This is a genomic window from Burkholderia metallica, assembly GCF_001718555.1.
Taxonomy (GTDB): Bacteria; Pseudomonadota; Gammaproteobacteria; order Burkholderiales; family Burkholderiaceae; genus Burkholderia; species Burkholderia metallica.
This window is the reverse complement of the sequence record NZ_CP013403.1, coordinates 1402317-1428769: the sequence shown is the minus strand read 5'-3', so window position 1 is coordinate 1428769 and position 26453 is coordinate 1402317. Positions and strand designations below refer to the sequence as shown.

Genomic DNA, 26453 nt, shown 5'->3' with positions numbered 1-26453 from the left:
TGGTCAGGCGCGGATCTGATAACGCTCGGCCGCGTGTGCCTGTCGAATGTCCGATAGCAGTCCCTGGCGAGCGCCATCCAGCGCGTCCCACCGCCCAGCTACGTGGAGCGGCGGGATCGTGACCCGTTCGCGACGGTCGAACCCGATCAGTGCGGCATCAACCAACTCGCCCACCTCCATCACCTCGGGCAGCGTGTTCACGTCGACCCCGGCGCGCTCCCAGATCTCCGTGCGCGTCGCCGCCGGCAGGACGGCCTGCACGTAAACCCCCTTGGGTGACAACTCGAGATTCAGGCCCTGCGACAGGAACAGCACGAACGCCTTGGTCGCGCCGTAGATCGACATGCCGAACTCGGGCGCGAAACCTACCACCGAGCCAATGTTGACGATCGAGCCGTTACCGGCCTGCACGAAGCGTGGCGCGACCGCCGCTGCGAGCCTCGTCAGCGCCGTCGTGTTGAGCGTGATCAGGTGTTCGATGCTTTCAGGGGTTTGCTGCAGCAAGCCGCCCGACTGAGCCACGCCGGCATTGTTGATCAGAATTCCTATTCGATCGTCATCGCGCAGACGAGCCTCGAGCGCGGACAGATCGGTGGACTGGGTCAGGTCGGCCTGCAGCACGTCTACCGCCACACCGGTTTCCTCCCGCAGGCGCGCTGCCAACGCATCGAGTCGCGCCTTGTCGCGGGCGACGAGAACGAGGTCATGGCCACGCCGAGCGAAGCGCTCGGCGTAGGTGGCACCGATGCCGCTGGAGGCGCCAGTGATGAGGACTGTCGGAAGCGTGGTCATGGGTACTTTCCTTTGCAAGGGTTCTTCTGGCGGGGGCTCGATCAGGAGCGCGAGCCTTAGCCGGAAATCGTCGGGTAATCGATGTAACCCACCGCGCCGCCGCCATAGAGCGTCGCCGGGTTGAACTGCGTCAGGGGTGCGCCGTGCTTCAGGCGTTCGACCAGGTCCGGGTTGCCGATAAACGGACGGCCGAACGCGAACAAGTCGGCTCTGCCCTCTTTGAGTTGAGTGGTGGCGAATTCCAGGTCGTAGCCGTTGTTGGCCAGATAGGTCTGCCTGAAACGGCGACGCAGCGCGTCATAGTCGAATGCCGCAACATCGCGTGGGCCGCCAGTCGCGCCTTCGACCACGTGCAGATAGACGATGCCCTGCGCGCTGAGCTGTTCGGCGACGTAGTCGTACTGCGCTTGCGGATCGCTGCAGGAAATGCCGTTGGCCGGCGAAACGGGCGAGATGCGCACGCCCGTGCGCTCTGCGCCGATTTCCTTAACCACGGCGGCGACCACTTCGAGCAGCAGGCGCGCACGGTTCTCGATCGAGCCGCCGTAGTCGTCGGTGCGATGGTTGGCCCCGTCCTTGATGAACTGTTCCAGCAGATATCCGTTGGCGCCGTGAATTTCCACGCCGTCGAAACCGGCGGCAATCGCGTTGGCCGCAGCCTGTCGAAAGTCGTTCACGATGCCCGGCAGCTCGGCCAGTTCCAGCGCGCGCGGCTCGGACACGTCGGCAAAGCCGTTATTGACGAAAGTCTTCGTTTCGGCGCGGATGGCGGAAGGCGCGACCGGCGCCGTACCGCCAGGTTGCAGGTCGGTGTGCGAGACGCGGCCCACATGCCAGAGCTGCACGAAGATGCGTCCGCCCTTCGCATGGACGGCGTCCGTGACCTTCCGCCAGCCAGCGACCTGCTCCGGCGTGTACAGGCCCGGCGTGTCCTGATAGCCCTGAGCCTGGGCCGAAACCTGAGTGGCCTCGGTGATGATCAGGCCGGCCGACGCGCGCTGCGCGTAGTAGGTTGCGGCAAGCTCGCTGGGCACCAGCCCGGCGCCGGCACGGTTGCGAGTCAACGGTGCCATGACGATGCGATTGGTGAGCGTCAGGCCACCGAGGGCGTACGGCTCGAAAAGCGATTTCTCTGACATGTCGTTCCAGCGTCGAATGGTGGGAATGGCTCAATGATGACGACCATAATCTAAAGTGTCAATGCTTTGATGACGATCAACATCAATGTATAGTCAGGCCATCAGACAGGAACGCGCCCACGGAGAGGAAAAGTGAAAGTCACCAAGGCACAGGCCCAGGCCAATCGGGCCCACGTTGTTGAAACAGCGTCGACGCTGTTCAGGGAGCGCGGTTTTGATGGGGTCGGAGTGGCGGATCTGATGGGCACAGCTGGTTTCACCCACGGCGGCTTCTACAAGCACTTCCGCTCAAAGACCGATCTGATGGCGGAATCGGCGGCCTGCGGCATGGCGCAGACCGTCGCGCTGACCGCTGGTGTGGACCCGTCGGAGTTCGTGCGGCTGTATCTCGCGCGCGAGCACCGCGACTCACGCGCAACCGGCTGCACGATGGCAGCGCTGGGCGGGGATGCCGCACGTCAACCTGAAGCGGTCCGGGCCACATTCGCGGACGGCATCGAAAGACTGCTGGCGGCGTTGGTCCGAGAACGTGATTCGTCAGACGGTGCAGACTCGGCCGAGGCCCGAGCCAACTGCCTCGACATCATGGCGCATGCGGTTGGCGCGATTGTGTTGTCGCGGGCGTGCCCGGATGACTCTCAACTGGCCGACGAAATCCTGACGGTATGTCGCGACAAGATTCTCGCGACACTGGGGCCGTCGGCGACAGCACGCGAACCGGCGCACGATCATGGTAACCACAGCCCCGCTAAGCAAACGTGACATGGGGCGCCGATAGCCGCGTACTGGACGACTTTGCATTTCACGGAACGGGGGATGTCTCTAATCACCGATTCCTGACGGCACACCGACACGCGGCACGCAACGCGTTGACCGCTGTCGATGGTTCGCCGGACGAATATGGCCGGTTCCGATGAATCGACATGGTGAGCCGCTTACCCTAGCGGCACCACGCTCCCGAGCAGAATCCGCACGAGCGTCGCCTGGCGCGTGACGCCCGTCTTCGAGAAGATCGCGCGCAGATGCGTGCGCGCGGTGTTCTTGCTGATCCCCGACTCCTCGGCCGCTTCCTCGAGCGTCAGCCCGTTCGTCAGCAGCAGCGCGAGCGACGTCTCGGCGGGCGTCAGGTCGAACAGCTTGCGGATGATTTCCTGCGCGCCCTGCGGCTTGCGGTCGGGATCGCGCAGGAACAGCGTGACGGCCGGCCGCCGCTTGTTGTCCTCCGACCAGTCGGACAGCAGCACGGTGCGCACCAGCAGCCCGAGGCGCGGCTTGTCGAAACTGCGCGTGATCGGCATCGCTTCGACAGTCGCCGCGGCCGTGCCGTGGTGCCCCATCACCGCGTGGCGGATCAGCCGCTTCAGCGTACGGTTCTCCTGTGCGTCGGTCGCCTCGATAGTGCCGCGCGCAATCGTCAGACCGTTGTTCTGCCTGAGGATCTCGTCGGCTACGCTGTTCAGGTCGATGATCGTGCCGTTCTCGTCGAGCGTGATCGTGCCGATCTGCATCCGGTTGATCGCGTTCGCATAGATCGAACGCTCGACCTCCGCCGTGTCGAGCCGCGAATGCAGTTCCACCGCGCGCTTCAGATGCGGCAGCAGCAACGCGCAGATTGCCTTGTCGCGCGCGGAGAACTGCTTCGACGCATGGTTGCGGCACACGCGGAAGCGGCACTCGACGCCCGACGGCGTGCGCAGGTCGGCGCCGAGGATGTAGCGCACGTCCTGCGGCTTCAGGAACTGCTTGTACAGCTCGCTCGACAGCCAGCCCGTGTCGCCGAACACGTCGTCGACCGTGACCACGCGATCGGCCGGCAGGCCGACGAACGGGTCGAGCGAATAGTAGTAGTTGTTGTACGACGCCTCGCCGTCGCCCGGAACGACCGGGCCGAACTCCGACGCGTGCACGGACAGCGGCGCGCGGCGATCGCTCGCAGCCGCGCGCAGGATCAGCGTCACGTAATTCGCCTGCAGCCAGCGGCGCACCAGTTCGAGCGCACCGGCCCACGGCGGCGTCTCCAGCGGCCCCTGATAGATGCGCGCCATCAGCTCGCTGAAATCCGCGACGCCGATGTCGGCCTCGTCACTGGTTGCCTGGCTCTCTTGCGGAGCCCATCTCGTCTCCATCAGCACGCTCCATCCTCCATACGACATGTTTCCGGCGCGACCCAATCGCGCCGCCATGATTAAGACGCGTCTAAATTCGCGCGTCATCGGGAGATTTACTGAATGGTGAGAATTGGCCATTCGGACGAACCGACCATCGTCCGATCGGGTGATGTGGCGTCGTGCCTGCTGCGCTGGAATGCCCGTCAGGCCGTGCCGGCAAGCGTCCGGCGCGGACTCAGGGAAAACCGCGACACGGGTTTACCTGATTCAAACCGCATCCGATTCAGACAGGAGTCCCCATGCCGCTCGACCCACAGGCGCAGGCGCTGCTCGCCGCGTTCGCCCAGGCACCCGCGATCGACTTCGCCCAGCTCACCGTTCCCGCGTATCGCGCGAGCCTTGCCGCCGGCGGCGCATTCGCCGCGGGCGATGCCGTCGCCGCCGAAGAGGACTGGCAGATTCCCGCGTCGGGCCGCCGTTTGGCCGCGCGGCTGTATCGGCCTGCTGCCGACGGGCCGTTGCCGCTGACCGTGTTCTTCCACGGCGGCGGCTTCGTATCGTGCGGCATCGATTCGCACGCGAACCTGTGCCGCAGCCTCGCGGCGCGTGCGCGCACGCTCGTGCTGTCGGTCGACTACCGGCTCGCGCCCGAGGCGCGCTTTCCGGCCGCCGCACACGACGCCTGCGACGCCGTGCGCTGGGCCGCCGCCAGTGCGCGCGATCTCGGCGCACGCGCCGGCGCGGTGGCGGTCGCCGGCGATAGCGCGGGCGGCAATCTGGCGGCAGTCGCCGCGCTGCAGTTGCGCGGCTCGGGCATCGCGATCGTGCACCAGTTGCTGCTGTACCCGGTCGTCGATTGCGCGACCGAGCATCCGTCGTACGAAACGCTCGGCAGCGGCTACTTCCTGACGGCGGAGATGATGCGCTGGTTCAAGCACCACTATTTCGACGACGGCGCCGATCGCGCGTCGCCGCTTGCGAGCCCGCTCGCCGCCCCGGATGTCGCGGGCGCGGCGCCGGCGACGATCGTCAGCGCCGAATTCGATCCGCTGCGCGACGAAGCCGAAGCGTATGCGCTGCGGCTCGCGCAGGCCGGCACACCGGTGACGCTCGTGCGCTGGCCGGGCCAGCTTCACGGTTTCGCGAGCATGCTCGGCGCGATCGATGCGGCCGACCGCGTGCTGAGCTTCGGGGCCGACGCGCTGCGCCGTGCGTTCGACGCGACGGAGGCACGATGACGCTCGCCGGCACGCTGGAGATCGTCGACGAGTTGCGTGCGGGCCGGATGGTCCTGCTCGTCGACGAAGAGGATCGCGAGAATGAAGGCGATCTCGTGATCGCAGCCGATCACGTGACGCCCGACGCGATCAATTTCATGGCGCGTTTCGGGCGCGGGCTGATCTGCCTGACGCTGACCGCGGCGCACTGCGAGCGGTTGCGGCTGCCGCCGATGGCCGATTGCAACGGCACGCCGTTCGGCACCGCGTTCACCGTCAGCATCGAGGCGGCCGAAGGCGTGACGACCGGCATTTCGGCGGCCGATCGTGCGCATACGATCCGCACGGCGGTGCGGGCCGGCGCCCGCCCGGACGATCTCGTCCAGCCCGGCCACGTGTTCCCGATCGCCGCGCGCCCGGGCGGCGTGCTGGTGCGCGCCGGGCATACCGAGGCCGGCTGCGATCTCGCGGCGCTCGCCGGGCTCACACCCGCGTCGGTGATCTGCGAGGTGATGAACGACGACGGCACGATGGCGCGGCTGCCCGAGCTGAAGGCGTTCGCCGCGCAGCACGGGCTGAAGATCGGCACGATCGCCGACCTGATCCACTACCGCCGCGAACACGAATCGCTCGTCGAACGCGTCGGCGAGCGGCCGCTGCATACGCCGTGGGGACGATTCCGCGCGATCGAGTATCGCGACACCGTGCACGGCGCACCGCATCTCGCGCTCGTGCGCGGCGAGCTCGACCCGTCGACGCCGGTGCTGACGCGCGTGCACGAATGCCATTCGCTGCTCGACCTGCTCGATGCGGAGCCGTCCGCGCATTCGTGGCCGCTGCACGCCGCGCTGCAACGGATCGACGCGGCCGGCTGCGGGGTGGCGGTGCTGCTCGACTGCGACATGCGCGGCGACGCGATGCGGATGCCGGCGGCCCCTGCGCGCCGCGACGGGCGCGTGACGGGGATCGGCTCGCAGATCCTGCGCGAGCTCGGCGTGCGGCGGCTGAACGTGCTGTCGAGCCCGTTCCGGCTGCCCGCCCTGTCGGGACACGACCTGGAGATCATGGCGTTCATTCCGCTCGGCGACGACGATCCGGAAAGCGTGCGAGGCACGCACGCGAACCCGCTGCGGGCAGCGTGACGCGTTGACGCAGGGGGATCGGCGGGCGCTCCGGTTGACAGGCTATCGTTTGTTTTTGGTCAATACAGGTTTTGGTTTGTATTTTGACGATACATACCATAGACTGTATTTTTCGATGACAAACGATCGCCTGTCGTCCCGTGGAGCGCCCGATGGACTTTCCGATCCAGACCCTGACCCAGCTGCGCCCGATACTCGTCGGCTTCCGGAAAGCCGCGGGGCTTACGCAGGCACAACTGGCCGCCCGCCTGGGCGTCACGCAGCAATCCTACGCGCAGCTCGAAGCCAACCCGTCGGCGGTCAGCATCGAGCGGCTCTTCAAGGTGCTGAATACGCTCGGCGTTCACATGACGCTCGCGCTGGCCGGGCAGGACCTGTCGGCGGTATCGGCCGATCCCGCGCCTGATGCCGCGGCGGCGGCTTCCCAACCAACCGCGCGCAAACGCACGCCGGCAGCGATGCGCGGCACCACGCCCACCGTCAAGGCGGCCCCGCCCGGGACCGGCGCCACCCGCAAGCGGTCCGCAACCGCCGCACCTGCCAAGCCGCGGGCGTCGCAGCGCGAGGACTGGTGACGATGGCCACGCGTGCCCGTCACGACCGGCTCGACCTGTGGATGAACGGCATTCCGGTCGGCTACTGGGAAGTCCGGCGCGGCGTCGAGCGTCTCGTCTACCTGCCGGACTGGCTCGACGACCGCCAAGGGCGGCCGCTGTCGCTGTCGCTGCCCTTCACGCCCGGCAACCAGCCGCACCAGGGCGCGATCGTCGCAGATTATTTCGACAACCTGCTGCCGGACAGCGAACCGATCCGCCGTCGCATCGCGCAGCGTTACCGGCTCCGCTCGACGGCGCCGTTCGAGTTGCTCGCATCGATCGGCCGCGATTGCGTCGGCGCGATCCAGATGCTGCCGCCCGGCGAAACGCCCGTCGATCTCCAGACGATCGACGGCGAGATACTCGACGACGCGGCCGTCGCCGACGTGCTCCGCCACGCGACCGCCACGCCGCTGCCGGGCCGCGCGGAGCCGGAAAGCGACCTGCGCCTGTCGATTGCCGGCGCGCAGGAAAAGACAGCGTTGCTGCGTCAGGGAAACCGCTGGCTGCGGCCGTCGGGCAGCACGCCGACGACGCATATTTTCAAGCTGCCGCTCGGGCGCGTCGGGAACATGCAGGCCGACATGCGGACCTCCGTCGAAAACGAATGGCTGTGCTCGAAGCTCGTCGCCGCGTACGGCCTGCCGGTCGCGCCGTGCGCGATCGGCCGGTTCGACGACCAGAAGGCGCTGATCGTCGAGCGCTTCGACCGGCGCGCTTCGCGCGACCGCACTTGGATCCTGCGGCTGCCGCAGGAGGACATGTGCCAGGCGACCGGCACGCCGGCGGGCACGAAATACGAATCCGACGGCGGCCCCGGCATCGACACGATCATGGGCATCCTCGCGAATTCGGCCGACGCCGCGCACGACCGGATGAATTTCTTCGTCGCGCAACTCGTGTTCTGGGTGCTGGCGGCCATCGACGGCCATGCGAAGAACTTCAGCATCACGCACCTGCCGGGCAACACGTATCGCAGCACGCCGCTGTACGACGTGCTGTCCGCGCATCCGATCATCGGCACGCGTCGCAACCAGCTGCCGCCGCGCCGCGCGCGGCTCGCGATGGCCGTGTGCGGGAAGAACCGGCATTACGTGATCGGCGAGATCCAGCCGCGCCACTGGATCGCGCAGGGCCGGCGCGTCGGCCTGACCGAAGACGACGTGCGCGCCGCAATGGCGGCCGTCGTCGCGCGCACGGAACCCGCGATCGCCGAAGCCACCGCCCAGATTCCGGCGGATTTTCCGGCGGACGTCGCGGACGCGATCTTCGACGGCATGCGCCGGCAGAGCGTCAAGCTGCGCATCGCCGGGTAGCCTCGGCCGTCGCGCACGGCGCGGTCAGGCTACTCGCCCGCGGCGAAGCGCCGGCAATGTTCGAGATACCCCGCTTCGTGGCTGCTCACGAGCTGGACGATGCTGTTCCACAGCCACATCGGCGCGTCGATCGTCTTCGGGCGGTTGCGGCCGAGTTCGGCGCGCCAGGCCGCGCGCGTCGGTTTGTCCATCTGGCGCGCGTGGGCGGCGCCGACTACAGCGCCGAGATAGCGCGCGACGTCGCGTGCATCGTCCTCGGCGAGCAGGTCGATGTCGAGCTTCAGGTCCTGCGGCAGCAGTTCGCGAATCACGACCGCGCGATCGAGCAGGCGCGCGGCCCGCATCCGCTCGCCGAGCGCGGGCGACAGATGCCGCGCGCCCTCCACGACGCGTTCGGCGTTGTCGCGCGGCATCGCGGCCGTTTCGTCGCGCGGCGCGGCCGCCGTCACGCCCTCCTTGATGTCCATCAGGCACAGGTCGTCGCCGTCGCTCACGTCGCCGTCGATATCGAGCAGCACCGCATACCGCAGCCGCCCGAGCGAACTGCAGCCTTTCACCCAGTACGCCGCGTCGAGCACGTCGACCCGGCCCGTGTCGTTGCGGCCCTTGAGGCTCGTGGCGAGTGTCGCGATCGCGTCGTCGTCGAACAGCTTGCCGATCGCACGCGCTTCCTTCGCGCCGAGCGGCCAGAAGCGGCGGCCGAGCGGAATCGTCGGCGCGAGCCCTTCGATCCGTTCGACGGCGAGCTGCCGCCACGAGCGGCGCATGGCCTGCTTCATCACGAGGTGGACCGGTTCGGGGCGCCCGGGCAGCTTCGCGCTGCGGCCGCCGAATGCCGACGCATAACCGGCCGTCATCGCCTCCATCATGTGCACGATCGTCAGGCCCGCCAGCGCGGACCCGCGCGCCGCCGTCGCCAGCGAAAGCCCGAGACGGATCAGGTCGTGAACGGGATTGCCGACGACCGTCTGGTCGAGATCCCGGATCTGCACGTCGATCTTCCCTTCACTGTTCGCAACCGGGCCGAGGTTCCCGGTATGACAATCGCCGCAGATCCAGATCGACGGCCCGTGCGGCAGCGCGCTGCCGTTGGTTTCGACGAGCCATTCGTAGAACCGGGCCGTATTGCCGCGCACGTACGCGTGCGGCGAACGCGCCATCTTCCGGCGGCGCAGTGCTGTGAGGATCGCCTGGCGCTCGGTGGGTTTCGGCAGGCGCTTTTGCTTCGATCGCGACGGGCTGGTCATGCGGTTCTCCAAATGTTCTTGTGGTGGGCGGCTTGTCGCTTCGTCGCGATGCCCGTCGGCGAGGCGTGCGCGCAAACAGGCCGCATCGCGTATGCAGGCATGCCGCGGGCCGCCGTGCCCTTCGGTTTCGACGATCGCGATGATCACCACAATGGCAACGCGGCTCGCCGGCCAACGCCGATGATGGGCTTGCGGCGCGATCGCCTGGCTGCCGATGTCGCGGCAGCCGTGGATCGGGACGGCCAGTCTGGACTTGGTCGGGACAGGTTCGATCCATGCGAGGCGGTCGAGTCGCTGTTTTCCGTCCAGCAGAAGTCCGTCGTGGGGCCGGCCGCGCAACCGAAAGGCGCCCGTAAGCGAACGGATCGACCGGCGGGTAGCGATGTTCGCGCATGGCCGCAGTGTGACACGGCAACGGACGCACCCGTCAACCCCAGGCGCCGCGCGGGGCCGCCGGCCGCACGCGGGCGGGCCATCCACCTGGACGATGCGCGGCGATGCGGGTTGCGCACAATGAGCGCCATGCCCATTCCCGACGCCCGCCCGACATGGAACCCACCGAACCGTCCACCGCGTTCAGCCCGTTGCAGATCGGCCCGCTGACGCTGCGCAACCGCTTGATCAAGTCCGCCACCAACGAGGGCATGACGCCGAACGGCGTGCCGTCGCGCGCGCTCGTGCGCTTCCACGAACGCATTGCGGAAGGCGGCGCCGCGCTGACGACCGTCGCGTACTGCGCGATCAGCGACGACGGCCGCACGTTCGTCGACCAGGCGCGGCTCGACGTGCCGACGGTTCGCCAGTTCCGCGCGCTGACCGATGCCGTCCATCAGCACGGCGCCGCCGCATCCGCGCAGATCACGCACGGCGGCTGCTTCACGTTCCTGCCGTCGCTGTCGACCCGACGGCCGTTGAGTGCATCGGGCGGCTTCAACAAGGTCGGCGTGATGAGCGGCCGCTTTCTGAAGCAGGCGATGACGCGCGATCAGATGTCGGCCGTTGCCGACGAATTCGCGCAGGCCGCACGCCATGCGCGCAACGCGGGCTTCGACGCGGTCGAGATCCACATGGGGCACGGTTATCTTCTCAGCCAGTTCCTGTCGCCGCTGTACAACCGCCGCCGCGATGCGTACGGCGGAAATGCGGCGCGGCGTGCCGCGTTCCCGGTCGACGTGCTGCGCCGCGTGCTCGATGCGGTGGGCCGCGACCTCGCCGTCGTCTGCAAGATCGGCGTGACCGAAGGCGTACGCGGCGGCGCCACGGCCGACGACGCATGCGAAACCGCGCGGCGACTCGAAGCCGAAGGCGCGCACCTGCTCGTGCTCAGCGGCGGGATGAACGTCGAATCGGTGTGGCAGTTGTTCGGCAGCCCGTTGCCCGGCGACGCGCGCGCGAACGCCGACAACGCGATCGTGCGCGCAGCGATGGCGCTGCAAAAGCTCACCGAGCCGAAAATGGGCGCGTTTCGCGAGATGTATTTCCTCGAGCACGCGAAGAAGGTGCGCGCGGCCGTCCGGATGCCGCTCGCCTACCTCGGCGGCGTACGTTCGCGCGAAAACGTCGAGCTGGCGATGCGCGAAGGGTTCGACGCGGTCGCGCTCGCCCGCGCGCTCGTGTTCGAGCCGGATTTCGTCAACGGGCTGCGCGACGGCCGGCTCGCGCGCTCGGGCTGCACGTCGTGCAACCGCTGTGTCGTGTCGATGTACACGCCGGGCGGCACCGCGTGCGTGCTGCGCGAGCCGAACGACCCCGCGCCGAACCGCGTGCCGGCCGCGGGCGCATGAGGCTCGGCGTGACACGTGTCACGCATGACGCCTGATGCGGGCGCCGGCGCCCGCGCGGTTCAGCCGGCGTCGCGTGCGCGGGCGAGCGCGGCGAGATTCCCTTCGCCGAACCCGTGGTGCCCCTTGCGCTGCACGATTTCGAAGAAGATCTCGCCGGGACGGCGCTTGACGAAGGTCTGAAAGAACAGGCGCGGCACGCCGTCTTTGCCGACCTCGCCGTCGACCAGCACCGCGCGCCGGCGCAGCGCGTCGAGATCCACGCCGTGCCCGGGCAGCCGCGCGTCGACGTCGTCGTAATAGCGGGCCGGCGGCTCGATGAACTCGACGCCGTTCGCACGCAGCGCATCGACGCAGGACAGGATGTCGTCGGTAGCCAGCGCGACGTGCTGCACGCCCTCGCCCGGATGGTCGGGCAAGTACGCGTGCATCAGCTGGGTGCGACGCGTGCCTTCCTCGTAGACCGGAATCCGCACCGCGCCGCACGGCGACACCATCACGCGCGACTCTTCCGACACGTGCCAGTGCGCGTCGATTTCGTGGATCTCGCGAAAATGCAGCAGGTCGTGGTAGAAATCCAGCCACTCCTGCATGCGCCCCGCACCGACCGTCTGCGTGAAATGATCGACCTGCTGCAGCCCGACACCCACGCAGTCCAGATCGGTATGCGCGGTCGCGATGTCGATCGGCCGGAAATCGATGTCGAAGATCGAGATGTCGCCGACGCCGCCGCGTTGGCCGCCGCGCCCGCGCCAGCGGTCGACGAAATAGAGGTGCGAATCGCCGATGCCCTGGATCGCCGGGATCTTCAGCTCGCCGACCCCCACCTTCTCGCCCTCGAATGCCCACGCGCCGAGCTCGATCGCCCGCTCGAACGCGCGCCGGGCGCTAGCCACGCGCAGCCCGATCGCGCACACGCCCATCCCGTATTCCTCCGCGTAGCGCGCGGCGAACGAATCGGGCTCGGCGTTGATCAGGAAATGCATCTGCCCTTGCCGGTAGAGCGTGACGTTCTTGCTGACGTGCCGCGCGATCGCCTTGAACCCGAACTGCTCGAAGCGCTGCGCGAGCGCTTCCGGCACGGGCGCCGCGAATTCGACGAATTCGAGGCCGGCCATCCCGAGCGGATTGGCAACCGGATCGGCAACGGGCGGCGTATCGCTGGACAGGGGGTGGGAATTGCCGGGCATTCCAGTCTCCGGAGGCATGCGGTCGATGGGGACGGCGCCCGTCGCATGCGGGATGCGCGGCCGGGGTGGCGACCGTGCATCCGCCCCGGACGGGCGAGTTTTCAATGCTGCAGATTTTAACCAAATCGTTCACGGCGGCACACCCTGGCCAAACGGGATATCGTCACGCCGCCTAGTGCAAACCCGGAAATCGTTCGATAATCGCACGAACTTGAACGATAATCGCGCACTCTGTCCGATTGGCCAATTGCCGCCGTGCGGCGCGCGCCCTATTCTCCGTTCACTCATCGACTTCAATGCAGCATCGGACGCGGCGCCGCCACGATTCCTCGATGCGCCGTGCCAGGAGACATCGCCATGACCCCAACCTTCGACACCCTCGATGCCGCGCAGCGTGCCCGCATCCGCAGCCAGGCTCGCAAGGCCGCGATCGGCAGCTTCGTCGGCGCCGTCGTCGACTGGTACGACTTCCTGCTGTACGGAATCGTCGCCGCGCTGGTCTTCAATTCCGAATTCTTCCCGAAAGTCAGCCCGACGATGGGCACGCTCGCGGCGTTCGCGACGTTCGGCGTCGGTTTCCTGTTCCGGCCGCTCGGCGGTGTCGTGTTCGGCCACTACGGCGACCGGCTCGGCCGCAAGCGGATGCTGGTGCTGACCGTGATGCTGATGGGGCTGTCGACGGTCGCGATCGGCTTGCTGCCGACGTTCGCGACGATCGGCTGGTGGGCGCCCGTGCTGCTGGTGCTGATGCGCGCGATCCAGGGTTTCGCGGTCGGCGGCGAATGGGGCGGCGCGGCGCTGATGGCCGTCGAAAGCGCGCCGAAGCAAAAGAAGGCGTTCTACAGCAGCGGCGTGCAGGTCGGCTACGGCGTCGGCCTCGTGCTGGCCACGGGCATCGTGTCGATCCTGAGTCACACGCTCGGCGAGGCCGCGTTCAAGTCGTGGGGCTGGCGCCTGCCGTTCGTGTTCAGCATCGTGCTGGTGCTGATCGGGCTGTGGGTGCGCAAGAACATGGACGAATCGCAGGAATTCGTCGAGAAGGTCGAGCACGGCAACCGCAAGCTGCGCCTGCCGGTGCTGGAAGCGCTGACGCGCCATCCGAAGGCATTCCTGCTGATCGTTGCGTTGCGCCTTGCCGAACTGTTCACGATGTACATCGTCACCGCGTTCGCGCTCAGCTATTCGACGACGAACCTCGGCATGTCGCGCGACCTGTTCCTGAACGTCGGTCTGCTGGTGGGCGCGGTGAGCTGCGTAACGATCCCGTGTTTCGCATGGCTGGCCGACCGCTACGGCCTGCGCCGTATCTACCTGATCGGCGCGCTGATCGGCGTCGCGTCGGCGGTGCCGTTCTTCCTCGCGCTGGAAGCGCGGTCGATCGCGTGGATCGTGATCTTCTCGATCCTGCTGGCGAACGCTGCGCACGACATGGTCGTAAGCGTCCAGCAGCCGCTGTTCACCGAGCTGTTCGGCGCCGAATACCGCTATAGCGGCGCGGGCGTCGGCTACCAGTTCGCGAGCGTGGTCGGCGGCGGGTTCACGCCGTTCATCGCGGTCGGCCTCGTCAGCGTGGCAGGCGGCTCGTGGCACCTCGTCGCCGGTTATCTCATGGTGGGCTGCCTGATTTCGCTGGCGGTCGCCGCGCGGATGCGCGCGGCGCGGTAACAACCTGACCTGGCCGGATGGCCGGTCCGGCCTTCGGCCGGCCATCGCACACGGGCCGATCGCGGCAGGCGGCAGGCAATGGCCCCGCCGCCTCGCGAGCGCAACGTCAAACACCGTCAGCTACCCGCCCCGATTCCCCCTTTTCCCCTCCGAACATTCCACGCCAGCCGCCGACCAATGGCATCATATGGGCCTACGTCAGTCACCGATACGCCCCCATATCATGTCGAATCTCATCGTCCACGGCGGCACTCCGCTGCGCGGGGACATCAAGCCGTCCGCGAACAAGAACGCCGTCCTGCCGATCCTGTGCGCCACCCTGTTGACCGATCAGCCGCTGCGCCTCGTCGGCGTGCCGGACATCACCGACGTACGCAAGATCCTCGACATCTTCCGCGCGCTCGGCAGCGACGTGTCGGTCGACTTCACGACGGGCCTGCTCGAACTCCACCATCGCAACACCCGATTCGATCCGGCCGTCCACCGGCTGCCGGAAGCGATGCGTTCGTCGATCATGCTGATTCCGCCGCTGCTCGCACGCTTCGGCGTCGCGCGCCTCGAGAACGACGTGAAGGGCTGCACGCTCGGCGTGCGCGAGATCGATCCGCACGTCGAGGTGTTCGAGCGCTTCGGCGCGCACATCGAGCGCACGCCCGATTCGCTGATCGTGCGCACCGACGGCCCGCTGACGGCCAACGACCACTGGCTCGACTACGCGTCGGTGACGACCACCGAGAACTTCGCGCTGTGCGCGACGGCCGCGAACGGCACGTCGACGCTGATGAACGCCGCGTCCGAGCCGCACGTGCAGGAGTTCTGCCAGTTCCTCGCGATGATCGGCGTCGCGATCGAGGGTATCGGCACGTCGCGGCTGTGCGTGACGGGCGGCCGCAAGCTCGGCGGCGGCGAGTTCCGCTTCGCCGAGGATTTCCACGAGATCGCGACGTTCCTCGCGCTCGGCGCGATCACCGGCGGCGACATCACGGTGCGCAACTCGTCGCCCGAACACTTCCCGCTGATCGACCGCACGTTCGCGAAGTTCGGCGTCCACATCACGCACCGCGACGGCTGGTCGCGCGCGGAACGCGACGGCCCGCTGCGCGTGCGCCGGCCGTTCACGCAGAACATTCTCACCAAGGTCGAAGCCGCGCCGTGGCCGTACCTGCCGGTCGACCTGCTGCCGATCTTCATCGCGCTCGGCGTGCGCGCGGAAGGCAGCGCGATGTTCTGGAACAAGGTCTACGACGGTGCGCTCGGCTGGTCCGGCGAACTGTCGAAGTTCGGTGCGCACGTGCTGCTGTCCGATCCGCACCGGCTGATCACGTTCGGCGGGCTGCAATTGACGCCGGCGCGCGTCGAGAGCCCGTACATCATCCGCGTCGCGATCGCGCTGCTGATGGTGGCCGCGAGTATCGAAGGCCGCTCGGAAATCATGAACGCGCTGCCGATCCGTCGCGCGCATCCGCACTTCGTCGAGAACCTGCGTTCGGTCGGCGCGAACGTCGAATGGACGAGCAGCGAGTAACGCTGCCCGGGGGCGGTACGCGTGACATCGCTACCGCCTCCGTTCCTTCCGCTTTCCTCCGGCCGCCTCGACAGGCGGCCCGCCAATCGGCGTCCCCCGCCCGTCAGCCGGCTCGGCCGGCTGTACTACCCGCGAAGCATCATTCCCCGCAATCGACGTCGCCCGCACCCATGTGGTCGAAGCCGTAAAGCATCACCGCGGTCGTCCCGCGTGCGGGATTGCTCGGCCGCCGCGCGAGGCTGTCGTCGGTTGGGCGGGACGGATACTGGACACTCGTGTCCATCAGGTTGTCCGGCTCCATCCGCCGTTCCGCGTCGGTCAGCTTGCGCCCTTCCGCGCGCGGCAGCCCGAACGCCTTGCGCACGTCCGCTTCGTTCCACGTGCCCTTGAGCGTGACGGTGACCATCTGCAGCCGGCCTTGCTCCCAGTCGAGATAGACCTTCGTCGCGAGCGGATGCACGCTTGCCGCGAGCCGATCGGGGAACGCCGGGCCTTCGTAGTAAGTCGTCGTGTTCTTGCACGCATCGCCGGTGTTCTTGTAGTGCTTCAGCGCGCAGTTGAAACGCTTGTCACGGTAGCCGAAGGTCTTTTCCAGCGTACAACCGAATGCCGGTGACGCCATGCGCGGCCAGGCGCGGACGTCGACGGTCGGGTGCGACAACACCGTGTCCGCCGAAGGATTGGCTGCGGCCAGCAACGGTACGAACGCGACGTACGCGACAAACAGGGATGCTCGAATTTTCATGTCCAGTTTCGGTCGATGGCGGCGCCGGATCGGATGTCGCGTTCGCCTGACGGACAGCCGCGCGGGGCGGGAATCGGCTCGCACCAGATTCGTACTCGTCCAATTGCCCGAATTCACCGAGCCGGGGATTCTAACGTCCTGTTTCCGAGTCTGCGATTTTCAATTCCCGGCTTCGGGAAACTTGAAACGACAATGCCCCCGAACTGCGATCCGGAATCGATCGTGCCACCTGCCTTCCTCTAACCGCATGGAACCTGAATTCGACTCGCTGCCGACACGCGAAGTCTGGATAGACGCTTACCTTACCGGCAACGTCGAGCAATTGGCTTACGTGGAAAGCGCTCACTTCTTCGTCAAGCATGGCGATCTGACAAAGACGAAACAGCAGCAGCTTGCCCTTCTGCGAAGCTTCGCAGCGGAGCATGTTTCGCGCATGTCGGGCGTGACGTACGTGGATGAATCGCGGTGCATTACGGAGTACCGCGAATGGGCGACGATATCCCACTTTGCAACCTGCATACAGCCTCCGTCGGAACTGCATTTTCGATCGTATAGGTCATCTGCCAAGCTGGCCGAATGGCAGACCTACGGGCTCAGTGCACCCCGTCGCCCGAAAAGTCGCGCGATAATCGCTCACTCCCGCACGATTACCGCACACCACGACGCCCCATCCGACGATGAAAAAGCCCGAACTCGACCGACGCGACTGGATTGCCGGCCTCGAAAAAGGCCTGGCGATCCTCGAAGCGTTCGACAGCCAGCACGCGCGCATGACGCCGACCCAGGCCGCCGCGCGCACCGGCCTCACGCGCACCGCCGCGCGGCGCTACCTGCTGACGCTCGAATCGCTCGGCTACGTGTACACGGACGGCAAGCTGTACGGCCTCACGCCGCGCGTGCTGCGGGTCGGCTGGTCGTACTTCGATTCGGCGCGCCTGCCGCGCACGGTCCAGCCCTATCTGCAGCAATTGAGCGCATCGCTGAACGAGTCGGCGTACGTGAGCGTGCTGGATGGCTGGGAACTCGTGTTCATCGCGCGCAACGGCGTGTCGCGCGTGATGACGACCGGTTTCGTGCTCGGCGCGCGCGTGCCGGCGCCGCTGACGTCGCCGGGCGTCGTGCTGCTCGCCCACCATCCCGATCGGGAAGCCGTGCGCGCGTGGCTCGACGACACCGAACTGCCGCCGTTCACGCCGCACACGATCACCAACAAGGCGCGCCTGCTCGAACAGGTCGACCGCGCCCGCGACGCCGGTTTCGCGGCGATCGAACAGCAATTGCAGGTCGGCGTGCGCGGGATCGCGGTGCCGCTGAAGAATCGCCACGGCGAAGTGGTCGCCGCGCTGAGCACGAACATGCCGATCGGCGCGGAGACGACCGACGCGGCCGTGCGGCGCGTGCTGCCGCACCTGCAGGAAGCCGCGCTCGCGATGCTCAACGTGCTGTAGCGATGCGCGGCGACGCGAAAGCCGCGCGCCGGCACGGGCCGCGCAGCGTCACCGTCACCTTCAACCGATCCGCCACCACCGTGGCAGCAGATCGCGCACTTCGCGCCGCCGGTAACGATCGTCGATCAGATGCACGACGCCTTCGTCGTGCTCGGTGCGGATCACGCGCCCGGCCGCCTGCACGACCTTCTGCAAGCCCGGATACAGGTACATGTAGTCGTAGCCGTTGCCGAAGCGCGCGTCCATCGTCTGCCGCATCTGCTCGTTGACGTCGTTGACCTGCGGCAACCCGAGCGTCGCGATGAACGCGCCGATCAGCCGCTCGCCGACCAGGTCCACCCCTTCCGAGAACGCACCGCCCAGCACCGCGAAGCCGACGCCGCGCCCGCCCGCATCGAAGCGCGCGAGAAACGCGTCGCGCTCGCTTTCGGCCATCCCGGGCGCCTGCGCCCACACGGGCACGTCCGGATGCCGCGTCTGCATCAGCGCGACCACGCGCCCCAGGTAGTCGAAGCTGCTCAGGAAGCCGAGGTAGTTGCCGGGACGCGTCGCGTATTGCGCGGCGATCAGGTCGACGATCGGTTCGAGCGAACGGTCGCGGTCGCGCCAGCGCGTCGACACGTGGCTCGCGACGCGCACCGTCAGTTGCTCGGCGCGAAACGGCCCGTCGACGTCGAGCCAGCCCGTGTCGCCGGGCAACCCGAGCGTGTCGCGGTAGAAATGGAACGGGCTGAGCGTGCCCGAGAACAGCACGGTCGCGCGGGCGGCTTCGTAGCGCGACGCGAGAAAGCCGGCCGGAATCACGTTGCGCACGCACAGCGTCGACTGGACGCGGCGCCGGCGGCCGGCCGACGCAACGCCGTCGAGCGCCGGCTGGCGCGGCATCGGTTCGCCGTGCAGCGTGACGTCGAAGATCGATGCGCGGTCGAACGCTTCGGCCAGCACGCCGAACTGGATCGCCTCGAAATGAAACCGCAGCAGTGCGTCGCCGTTCGCGCGCGGCGCGTCGGTCAGGTGTTCGCCGATCGCCGCGACGAGATTCTGCACGGCCGACACGATCGGGCCCGGTATCTCCGGGTACGCGGCATAGCGCGCGGCCTGCGCGCGATTGACCGTGCCCCACGCGCGGGCGAGCCGGTCGAACGCCTTGCGCAGCGCGGCGGGCGCGGCCTCGCGCGCAGCCGCGAACGCGAACGGATCGAGCGACGCGCTGTACATCTTGCGCGCGCGATCGAGCAGGTTGTGCGCTTCGTCGACGAGCACGCCGACGCGCCACTGGTTCTGCTGCGCGAGCGTGTGCAGCATCGCGCTGCCGTCGTAGTAGTAGTTGTAGTCGCCGATCACCATGTCGGACCAGCGCGCCAGCTCCTGCGACAAGTAGTACGGGCAGACGTCGTGCGCAAGCGCCGCCGCGCGCACGGTATCGCGCGCGAGCAGCCCGGCCTCGATCGCCGCATCGCGCGCGGCCGGCAGCCGGTCGTAGAAACCCTTCGCGAGCGGACACGATTCGCCATGGCACGCGCTCTCCGGATGCTCGCACGCCTTGTCGCGCGCGACGAGTTCCAGCACGCGCAGCGGCAGCGCGGGCGTGCCGGCGCCGAGCGTCGTCGCGGCTTCGAGCGCGAGTGCGCGGCCGGGCGTTTTCGCGGTCAGGAAGTACACGTGATCGAGCTCGCCCTCGCCGCACGCCTTCAGCAGCGGAAACACGGTGCCGAGCGTCTTGCCGATACCGGTCGGCGCCTGCGCCATCAGGCAACGCGCGTCGCGTGCCGCGCGATAGACGGCCACCGCCAGCTCGCGCTGGCCGCTGCGGAACTGCCCGTGCGGAAACGCGAGCGCACGCAGCGCCGCATCGCGCGCCGCGCGATGGGCCGTCTCGCGCTCGGCCCAGCCGACGAAGCACGCACACTGCTCGGCGAAGAACGCCGCGAGCTCGGCCGCCCCCAGCGTTTGCGTCAGCACGGTCTCGCGCTCGGACACGATGTCGAAATAGACGAGCGCGACGTCGATTTCCCGGAGGCCGCGCGCCTCGCACATCAGGTGCGCGTAGACCTTCGCCTGCGCCCAGTGCAGCGCGCGGTGGTTGTCCGGCATTGCATCGAGGCTGCCGCGATAGGTCTTGATTTCCTCGAGGCGGTTCGCGACCGGATCGTAGCCGTCCGCACGCCCGCGCACGGTGAGCGTGCCCCACGTGCCCGTGAGCGCGATCTCGGTTTCGTAGCGTGCGCCTCGATTCGACGTGACCGCACCGTGGCCGGCGATGCCTTCGAGCGCGGTCGGCGCGGGTGTGAAGCGCAGGTCGAGATCGCCGCGCCGCGCGGTGAACTCGCACATCGCCCGCACCGCGACGACGTAGCTCATGCGGACAGTCCCGCCGCTTCGGCGTGCACGACGCCTTCGCCGGCCCACTCGACGTCGATCACGCGCACCGGAATGCCGTGCGCGACGCAGTACGCGAGCCAGCGGGTCTGGTTGTCCTGCAGGCGGTCGCCGGGGCCTTTCACCTCGACCAGCTCGTAGCGGCGCTCGCGGGGCCAGAAGCGAACGAGATCGGGCAGTCCCGAACGGTTGCTGCGGATATCCGCGAGCAGGCGCGTGAACCACAGCCGCAGATGCTCGGGCGGCAGGCACGCGAGCGCCTCGTCGAGCAGTTCGTCGCTCAGCACGCCCCAGAACACGAACGGCGATTGCAGGCCCGCCTTCGTCGCGAAATGCCGGCGGATCGTGTCGCGATAGGCGCCCGAATCGAGTTGCGCGAAGCACGCGGCGAACGCGTCCGCACGGCGCGCGGCGAAATCGGGCGCGTACAGGTCGGCCGGGCCGCGCTGGAACGGGTGGAAGAACGCACCGGGCACCGCGGCGAACACGGGCTCCCAGCACAGCAGCCCGAACAGCGAATTGATCAGTGTGTTCTCGACGTAGTGGACCGGCGACGCCGGTTGCGCGAGATGGTCGCGCACCGCGAATTCGACGCTGACGAACGTATCGGGGCGCGCGATCACGAGCGTCTCGCGCGGCACGTCCGCCACGGGCGCAGCAGGTTCGACACGCTGCCCCAGCCGGCGCTGCAGGCGCGGCAGCATGCGCCCGACACGCTGGCGCTCCTCGTCGCTCTCGAAACCGCCGCGTGCGTCGAGCGCCAGCGCGAGCGCGTCGTCGTGGCGCCCGCAGCGTTCGAGCACGCGGATGCGCCGATGGCGGCTGCCGGGCCACGCGCTGCGCGCATACGCGTCGAGCGCGCCGTCCCAGTCGGCCCGGCGTTCGCACGTCTGCCCGAGTGCGAACAGCAGCTTCGCGCGACGCATCGCGAGCCACGGCTGCGCGCAGCCGACCGCGTCGATCGCGCGCACCAGATCGTCGAACGGCAGATCGTCGGGCCATGCGTCGAGCGCATCGCGGCACGTCTGCAGCGCAAGATACGCGTCGACGTCACCGCGCTGCTGGAACGCGCGCGACGACGGGGCGATCGGCACGCTTTCGTACTGGAACACGCCGAGATCGGCGAGCACGAATTCGCTCCAGTCCTGATGCAGATTGCCGAAGAACATCAGGCGCAGCCGGTCGCACAGCGCGTCGATGGTCACGCGCAGCACGCGGTCGCCGGCCTGCGCACACCACGCGTGAAGCGGTTGCGCGACGTCGTGCGCGGGCCGCAGCCGTTCGAGCCATTCGGGTTTGCGCTCGCCCGCATGCGCGGCGAGCGCCGGGAAGATGCGCAGCAGCTCGGCCTTGGTCGACAGCGCGAACAGCTCGTCGAGCGTCAGCGCGGGTGCCGGATCGACCCAGCCGAGTTCGACGAGCGGCGCAGCGGCGGCGAGCGCGCAGCCGATTTCTTCGTACACGAGCTTGCTCGCGCGGAAGTCGGACCCGTTGCGCATCAGCATCCGGACGAGCAGCGCGCGCGACACTTGCGGCAGCGTCGCGAACTGCCGGACGAACGCATGCTCGTGCGCGTCGAACAGGTCGTCGTAACGCTCGCCGAGCCAGGCCAGCGCGCGTTCGAAATTGGTCAGGTAGTAAAACGCCGGGGGCGTGGGCGAAGCAGGCGTCACGGTGATCGATCACTGTACATTTGTACAGGTCGGAATCATATCAAATGTGACGGGAAATGCCGCACGCCCCATCGGACGCCTGCTGCCCGGTCGCGATCAGAACTGGTAATTCACCGACATGTCGAACACGCCGTTGGTCGACTTCTGTGTGATCGGGCTGCGCGCGGCGCGGCCGACCAGTTGCTCGATCGCCCCGTCGATCGTGACGAACCAGTGCTTGTTCACGAACCACGCCATCGTCACGCCCGCGCCGTACGACTTCATCCCCGCTCCCGACGAATAGGCCGGCAGCCCGGAACGGGCGGCGGCCCCCTGATTCACGCCGAACCAGCTGTTCATGTAGCGTGAATCGGCGAACGACACGGTCGGCCCCGCGAACCAGAAGAAATGTTCGTTGCTGCCCGGCAGCGGCATGTACGCGGAGAAATCGCCGACCCAGCCGTTCGAGCCGCCGATGCTGCGACGGATATCCGCGCGCAGCACGAGCGGGAAATCCTTCGAGATCACGTAATCGGCCGCGAGCTTCATCACCGGCGCCGCGTTGATGTTGTCGAGGCCGTGCAGGTGCTGGTCGTCGTCGGCGGAACGGCGCCCGAGGTCGTAACCGACGGACAGGCTCACGCGCCAGTTCTGCCCGCGCAGCACGTTCGCGCCGAGCCCCTCGCCCGTCGACAGGAAGAACAGGTCGCGATAGCGCACGTCGACATTCGGGCCGCCCATCACGCGATAACGGTCGGAGCCCGCATAGCGCGGCTGCAGCGTCATCGCGGCACCCACGCTGACATCCCAGGTGGAGATGTTCGGGTCGTACAGCTTCCGGAGCGGCACGCCGGCCGAGTATTGCCACTCGCCGAGCGGCGAAGGCGTCTGGGCCGACGCGTCGCGGGCGCCGGCCGCGGCGAGCGCCGCGCATGCCGATACACCGGACAGGAACCGGCGTGCGCCGGGCGACAGCAAAGGGCGAGCAACAGTCATCAAGGGAATCCCCGTCGGTTGCGCGATACGAATCTGAAGGAAAGCGCATCGCGCTTTTCGGCTGCAGCGGTTGGCACTCCGCGGCGCGAACGTAGCGTGCGCTGAATTAACGAATATCCTACGCGAGCCGCGCACAGACGCAAAGCGCCCGCTACACGCGGGCACTTTGCCGTGTGCCGGCAGCGGCCGGCGAAGTGTGGCGGAATCAGAATCGCTCGACGTGATAGTCGCCGGCGAGCGCGGCCGGGCTGCGCGACGACATCATCCGCGAAAAACCTTCGGCGAGCCGTCCAAGCGCGAGCTGCTTCTGGCTCGCATCCCAGTGCGTATAGGTGTCGTACGCGGCATCGTCGAACGAAACGGTGACGGCGACCGGGCGGCCGCTCGCGCGAAAGCCGATCTGCAGCACGCCGCCCGGCAGTTCCTCGATGTGAGAGTGCAACGAGCGCGATTCGAAATAGCGGCCCAGCACCTGGGCGATCGCGCGCTTGTCCGGCGATTGCACGTGAATGTCCATGATGGTCCTCCTTTTTTCAATGTTCGCGCGGCGGGTTGGGACGGGCCGCCGTCCGGCATCCGTATCGGCGGCGGGTGCGACGGCGGGTCGCCCTGGGGCGGCTCGTCGGGCACCGGCGGATCGACCGGGTCGTCATGCCCGGGCGGCGGCGGGTCCGGCTCGACGTCGGGAGTCGTCGGCTCGGGGCGGTGCAGCGTGAATGGTGTCTTCATGTCTCTCCTGCGCGACGGCGCGCGCCGCTCGATAGCGCGGCCTCCGCGCGCAAGCGGCGTGCCTGCGCCCCGGCCGCGATGATCCGCCCCTGTCGCCGCTTCTTCGTCGTATGCGGCCATCACGCGCCCTATCGCGCGCCCCGCCGCGATCGACCGCATCGCGATGCGAGAACCGTTCCGACGGCTCGCATTCCGCGACGAGCGCCCGCTGAGCGCGATTGGGGCCGTCGCAGACGGTGTCGTTCAGCTCGTGTACCTCGTCCGTGTCGTCGAACATTCGCCGCCCGGGCCGACAGACCCGCGATTCGCGCTTCCACGTGTCGAAGCATTCGCGCCCGCGCGAAAAATCGCCGCCGCATACGATCGCGTCGTAACGTATTCTTTTCTTGGATGCGTTCATCAAGATGTCCTCTCGCCCACCCCGCCGCCGCGCGATGCTGTGCCGCGCCCCGTGCGGTTTCGCCGATGTGCGGGCGTCGTGCCACCGGCATCGCGTCGGCACGGCGCTTGCGCCTGGTCCCCAGACCCAGGGAGGTTCGACCATGACCGATCTCGCCACCGGCCGCCACGACGCCGTGTCATCGGCTGCCGTCATGCTCCGGCTCGCCACGTCGCGCCCGCCGTCCAAAGACAAGACGGAGGAACGCATCGACGAGGGGCTCGAAGAGACGTTTCCGGCCAGCGACCCGCCCGCCGTTGGCGGCGCGACCCGTATCGACCCTGCCAAGCCGTCCGGCGGGCACGAACGCCGCCCGCCGCACGTTCCTTCACCGCCCCGCGATCACGGCTGACGGCGGCACCCGGCCCGCCCTGCGCGGCGGCGCAGCGGCGCGCCGGAGCAATCCGGAGATGATCCGATGAAACGCCTTGAACGAAGATGGCACGAAATCAGCGGCGCCGCCGGCGTGGCGGCGCTGGCGGCGATCGAAAGCGCGGTGGTGTTCGCGATCGTCGCGATGACGGGCGTCGGCCACTGACGCCGTCGCTTGTGCGCGGCTGCCGCCGTGGAAGATGTACAAGCGGGCGCGCAAATTTCTCCGTCGCCCGGCGGTGGACGCCCGGCGCGCGCCGGATGCGCGCGGCACGCGATCTGCTTCCGGTTCGTCCCGCTCACGAAGGAGGCGTTCATGTATCGCGTCACCGAGATCATGTCGCGCGACGTGGTGTGCGTCGCGCCGACCGACACGATTCGCCATGCGGCCGAATTGATGCGCCGCTTCGATATCGGCGTGCTGCCCGTTTGCGACGGCGCCGAGCTCGTCGCGATCGTGACCGACCGCGACCTCGCGGTGCGCGGACTGTCGCACGGCCATTCGCCCGATACGCCCGTGCAGACGATCGCGTCCAGGCCCGTGCAATGGTGCGTCGAGGACGACGGCGTCGGCGAGGTCCAGCAACGGATGGCCGACGTGCAACTGCATCGGATGCCGGTGCTCGACCGCAACCGGCGGCTCGTCGGCATCGTGTCGCTCGGCGACATCGCGACCCGCGCGGGCGGCCCCGAGCGCGACGAACTGGCCAATACGCTCGAGGACGTGTCGCTGCCGCGCCGGCGCTGACCGGCATCCGTTCATGTCGCGTCGCCCGCCCGGGTAGCGCGTCGACCAGGAGGTGTTCGATGACAACGGACAGATCGCCGCGCGAGAACGCGCGCATCGTCGGCAACCGTCGCAAGACCGGCGGCGGGCCGGGGCCCGACGTGATGGCCGCCCGCACGCTCGAAGGCGATCGCGTGCTGACCATCGACGGCGACGACATCGGCCAGGTGGCCAGCATCATGCTCGACGTGCGTTCAGGCCGGATCGCGTATGCGGTCGTGTCGTCGGCCGGCCTGCGGGGCATCGGCGACAAGCTGCTCGCGGTGCCGTGGAACGTGCTCGCGCTCGACGTCGCGCGCAAATGCTTCGTGCTGCCCGTCGCCACCGAACGCGTGCGCGAAGCCCCCGGCTTCGACCGGAGCCGCTGGCCGGCCATGGCCGATCCGGACTGGGCCGAAGCGCTGCATGCGTACTACGGCAGTTCGCCGTACTGGCTGATCGAGGAAGGCGAAACGGCGCTCGACTCGCCGCCGTACGAAGCGTCGCCCAGCGGCCCTGAAGACGCCAAGCGGTAGCGGCGCGAACGCCGACGGTCAGTGCGCAGCCGCCACCTTCCGTTCGAGTTCCCGGGCGGCGGCCAGATGCGCTTTCAGCGCGGGCAACGTGTCGGCCGCGAACGCGCGAAGCTGCGGATCGCGGCCGTCGCGCGCCTCGGCTTCGTACAGCCGGAGCGCCGCTTCGTGTGCATTCGGGCCGGCCAGCGCGACATAGGCCGTATCGAACGCATGGCCGTCCCGGGTTCGCAGCGCGGTCACGCCCGGATCAACGAGCATCCGCGACTGCACCGGTACGCCCTTGGCCGCGCCCAGCCGCCGCAGTTCGCCCGCGATCCGGCCTTGATCGTCGACCATCCGGCGCGCGAAGCCCTTCACGTCCGGATTCGACGAGTGCTCGAGCGCGAGCTGGCTGGCCTGCTGCACCACCTTGCCGAGCATGCCGGCCTTGTCGACGAATTCGACGTCGATGCCGGTCGGCCGCTGCGTCATGCCGGCCTCGTCGGCGGTCGTCCCCGGACGAATGACGCCCGGTGCGACCTGGGCCGACGAAGCGGGCGCCGCCCGTGCAGGCGGAAACGCGACGGCCAGTGCGCCGACGGTCGCGGTCAGCACGATCGCCGCCGACCGGTGGGTTCGATTCGTTTTCATCCGCACCTCCGTATGTCGCGACGGAGCGGGCCGGGCGTACCGG

The 26453-nt window shown here is 68.2% G+C and carries 23 protein-coding genes; 12 read left to right on the top strand and 11 right to left on the bottom strand.

All coding sequences use genetic code 11. The features are described 5' to 3' along the window. Positions 1-3 precede the first annotated feature (3 nt). Complete coding sequence (locus WJ16_RS26035) at positions 4-792, bottom strand: SDR family NAD(P)-dependent oxidoreductase (protein WP_069259914.1); 789 nt, start codon at positions 790-792, stop codon at positions 4-6. A gap of 56 nt (positions 793-848) precedes the next feature. After that, positions 849-1931, bottom strand: a complete 1083-nt coding sequence (locus tag WJ16_RS26030; protein ID WP_069259913.1) for an alkene reductase — start codon at positions 1929-1931, stop codon at positions 849-851. Between the two features lie 132 nt (positions 1932-2063). On the opposite strand from WJ16_RS26030, the gene WJ16_RS26025 reads away from it, so the two are divergent. Then, positions 2064-2693: a TetR/AcrR family transcriptional regulator gene (locus tag WJ16_RS26025; RefSeq protein WP_069259912.1), complete on the top strand. Its 630-nt coding sequence runs from the start codon at positions 2064-2066 to the stop codon at positions 2691-2693. Positions 2694-2866: 173 nt separating this feature from the next. Here the strand turns inward: WJ16_RS26025 and WJ16_RS26020 are convergent, their stop codons facing one another. After that, positions 2867-4057, bottom strand: coding sequence for a helix-turn-helix transcriptional regulator (locus WJ16_RS26020; protein WP_069259911.1), 1191 nt, complete (start codon positions 4055-4057; stop codon positions 2867-2869). Between the two features lie 281 nt (positions 4058-4338). On the opposite strand from WJ16_RS26020, the gene WJ16_RS26015 reads away from it, so the two are divergent. From WJ16_RS26015 to WJ16_RS26000, 4 genes are all read left to right on the top strand, one after another. After that, a complete protein-coding gene (locus tag WJ16_RS26015; protein WP_069259910.1) occupies positions 4339-5277 on the top strand; it encodes an alpha/beta hydrolase in 939 nt (312 codons plus the stop codon). After that, complete coding sequence (gene ribBA, locus WJ16_RS26010) at positions 5274-6398, top strand: bifunctional 3,4-dihydroxy-2-butanone-4-phosphate synthase/GTP cyclohydrolase II (RefSeq protein WP_069259909.1); 1125 nt, start codon at positions 5274-5276, stop codon at positions 6396-6398. The genes WJ16_RS26015 and ribBA overlap by 4 nt, the downstream gene beginning before the upstream one ends. A gap of 152 nt (positions 6399-6550) precedes the next feature. Beyond that, complete coding sequence (locus WJ16_RS26005) at positions 6551-6973, top strand: helix-turn-helix domain-containing protein (RefSeq protein ID WP_069259908.1); 423 nt, start codon at positions 6551-6553, stop codon at positions 6971-6973. A 2-nt stretch (positions 6974-6975) separates the two neighbouring features. After that, positions 6976-8310 (top strand): type II toxin-antitoxin system HipA family toxin, encoded by a 1335-nt coding sequence (locus tag WJ16_RS26000; protein WP_069259907.1) that lies wholly within the window; start codon positions 6976-6978, stop codon positions 8308-8310. 29 nt (positions 8311-8339) lie between these two features. On the opposite strand, the gene WJ16_RS25995 is transcribed toward WJ16_RS26000, so the two are convergent. Beyond that, complete coding sequence (locus WJ16_RS25995; RefSeq protein ID WP_069261137.1) at positions 8340-9557, bottom strand: DUF2252 family protein; 1218 nt, start codon at positions 9555-9557, stop codon at positions 8340-8342. Between the two features lie 548 nt (positions 9558-10105). On the opposite strand from WJ16_RS25995, the gene WJ16_RS25990 reads away from it, so the two are divergent. After that, positions 10106-11341 (top strand): NADH:flavin oxidoreductase, encoded by a 1236-nt coding sequence (locus WJ16_RS25990; protein WP_069259906.1) that lies wholly within the window; start codon positions 10106-10108, stop codon positions 11339-11341. A gap of 59 nt (positions 11342-11400) precedes the next feature. On the opposite strand, the gene WJ16_RS25985 is transcribed toward WJ16_RS25990, so the two are convergent. After that, entirely contained in the window at positions 11401-12528 is a 1128-nt protein-coding gene (locus tag WJ16_RS25985; protein ID WP_069259905.1) for a 4-hydroxyphenylpyruvate dioxygenase family protein, read from the bottom strand. A 357-nt stretch (positions 12529-12885) separates the two neighbouring features. On the opposite strand from WJ16_RS25985, the gene shiA reads away from it, so the two are divergent. Both shiA and WJ16_RS25975 read left to right on the top strand, forming a co-directional pair. Next, positions 12886-14193: a shikimate transporter gene (gene shiA / locus WJ16_RS25980; protein WP_069259904.1), complete on the top strand. Its 1308-nt coding sequence runs from the start codon at positions 12886-12888 to the stop codon at positions 14191-14193. A 223-nt stretch (positions 14194-14416) separates the two neighbouring features. Beyond that, positions 14417-15718, top strand: a complete 1302-nt coding sequence (locus tag WJ16_RS25975; protein ID WP_069259903.1) for a UDP-N-acetylglucosamine 1-carboxyvinyltransferase — start codon at positions 14417-14419, stop codon at positions 15716-15718. Positions 15719-15857: 139 nt separating this feature from the next. Here WJ16_RS25975 and WJ16_RS25970 read toward each other — a convergent pair whose 3' ends face one another. Beyond that, complete coding sequence (locus WJ16_RS25970) at positions 15858-16463, bottom strand: hypothetical protein (protein ID WP_069259902.1); 606 nt, start codon at positions 16461-16463, stop codon at positions 15858-15860. Positions 16464-17140: 677 nt separating this feature from the next. On the opposite strand from WJ16_RS25970, the gene WJ16_RS25965 reads away from it, so the two are divergent. After that, on the top strand, positions 17141-17911 hold the full coding sequence (locus WJ16_RS25965) for an IclR family transcriptional regulator domain-containing protein (RefSeq protein WP_069259901.1): 771 nt from the start codon (positions 17141-17143) through the stop codon (positions 17909-17911). Between the two features lie 60 nt (positions 17912-17971). Here the strand turns inward: WJ16_RS25965 and WJ16_RS25960 are convergent, their stop codons facing one another. From WJ16_RS25960 to WJ16_RS25945, 4 genes are all read right to left on the bottom strand, one after another. After that, positions 17972-20272: an ATP-dependent DNA helicase gene (locus tag WJ16_RS25960; RefSeq protein ID WP_069259900.1), complete on the bottom strand. Its 2301-nt coding sequence runs from the start codon at positions 20270-20272 to the stop codon at positions 17972-17974. After that, positions 20269-21963: a VRR-NUC domain-containing protein gene (locus tag WJ16_RS25955; protein WP_069259899.1), complete on the bottom strand. Its 1695-nt coding sequence runs from the start codon at positions 21961-21963 to the stop codon at positions 20269-20271. The genes WJ16_RS25960 and WJ16_RS25955 overlap by 4 nt, the downstream gene beginning before the upstream one ends. A gap of 96 nt (positions 21964-22059) precedes the next feature. Next, positions 22060-22938 carry a MipA/OmpV family protein gene (locus tag WJ16_RS25950; protein WP_069259898.1) on the bottom strand — a complete coding sequence of 293 codons (879 nt, stop codon included), beginning with the start codon at positions 22936-22938 and terminating at the stop codon, positions 22060-22062. 205 nt (positions 22939-23143) lie between these two features. Next, a complete protein-coding gene (locus tag WJ16_RS25945) occupies positions 23144-23455 on the bottom strand; it encodes an ATP-binding protein (RefSeq protein ID WP_069259897.1) in 312 nt (103 codons plus the stop codon). 754 nt (positions 23456-24209) lie between these two features. Between WJ16_RS25945 and WJ16_RS25940 the strand changes: the two genes are divergently transcribed. From WJ16_RS25940 to WJ16_RS25930, 3 genes are all read left to right on the top strand, one after another. Continuing rightward, a complete protein-coding gene (locus WJ16_RS25940) occupies positions 24210-24458 on the top strand; it encodes a hypothetical protein (RefSeq protein ID WP_069259896.1) in 249 nt (82 codons plus the stop codon). Positions 24459-24794: 336 nt separating this feature from the next. Beyond that, complete coding sequence (locus tag WJ16_RS25935) at positions 24795-25226, top strand: CBS domain-containing protein (RefSeq protein WP_069259895.1); 432 nt, start codon at positions 24795-24797, stop codon at positions 25224-25226. A 59-nt stretch (positions 25227-25285) separates the two neighbouring features. Further along, positions 25286-25780, top strand: a complete 495-nt coding sequence (locus tag WJ16_RS25930; protein ID WP_069259894.1) for a PRC-barrel domain-containing protein — start codon at positions 25286-25288, stop codon at positions 25778-25780. An 18-nt stretch (positions 25781-25798) separates the two neighbouring features. Here WJ16_RS25930 and WJ16_RS25925 read toward each other — a convergent pair whose 3' ends face one another. After that, positions 25799-26410 (bottom strand): DUF4142 domain-containing protein, encoded by a 612-nt coding sequence (locus WJ16_RS25925; RefSeq protein WP_069259893.1) that lies wholly within the window; start codon positions 26408-26410, stop codon positions 25799-25801. Positions 26411-26453: the final 43 nt, after the last annotated feature.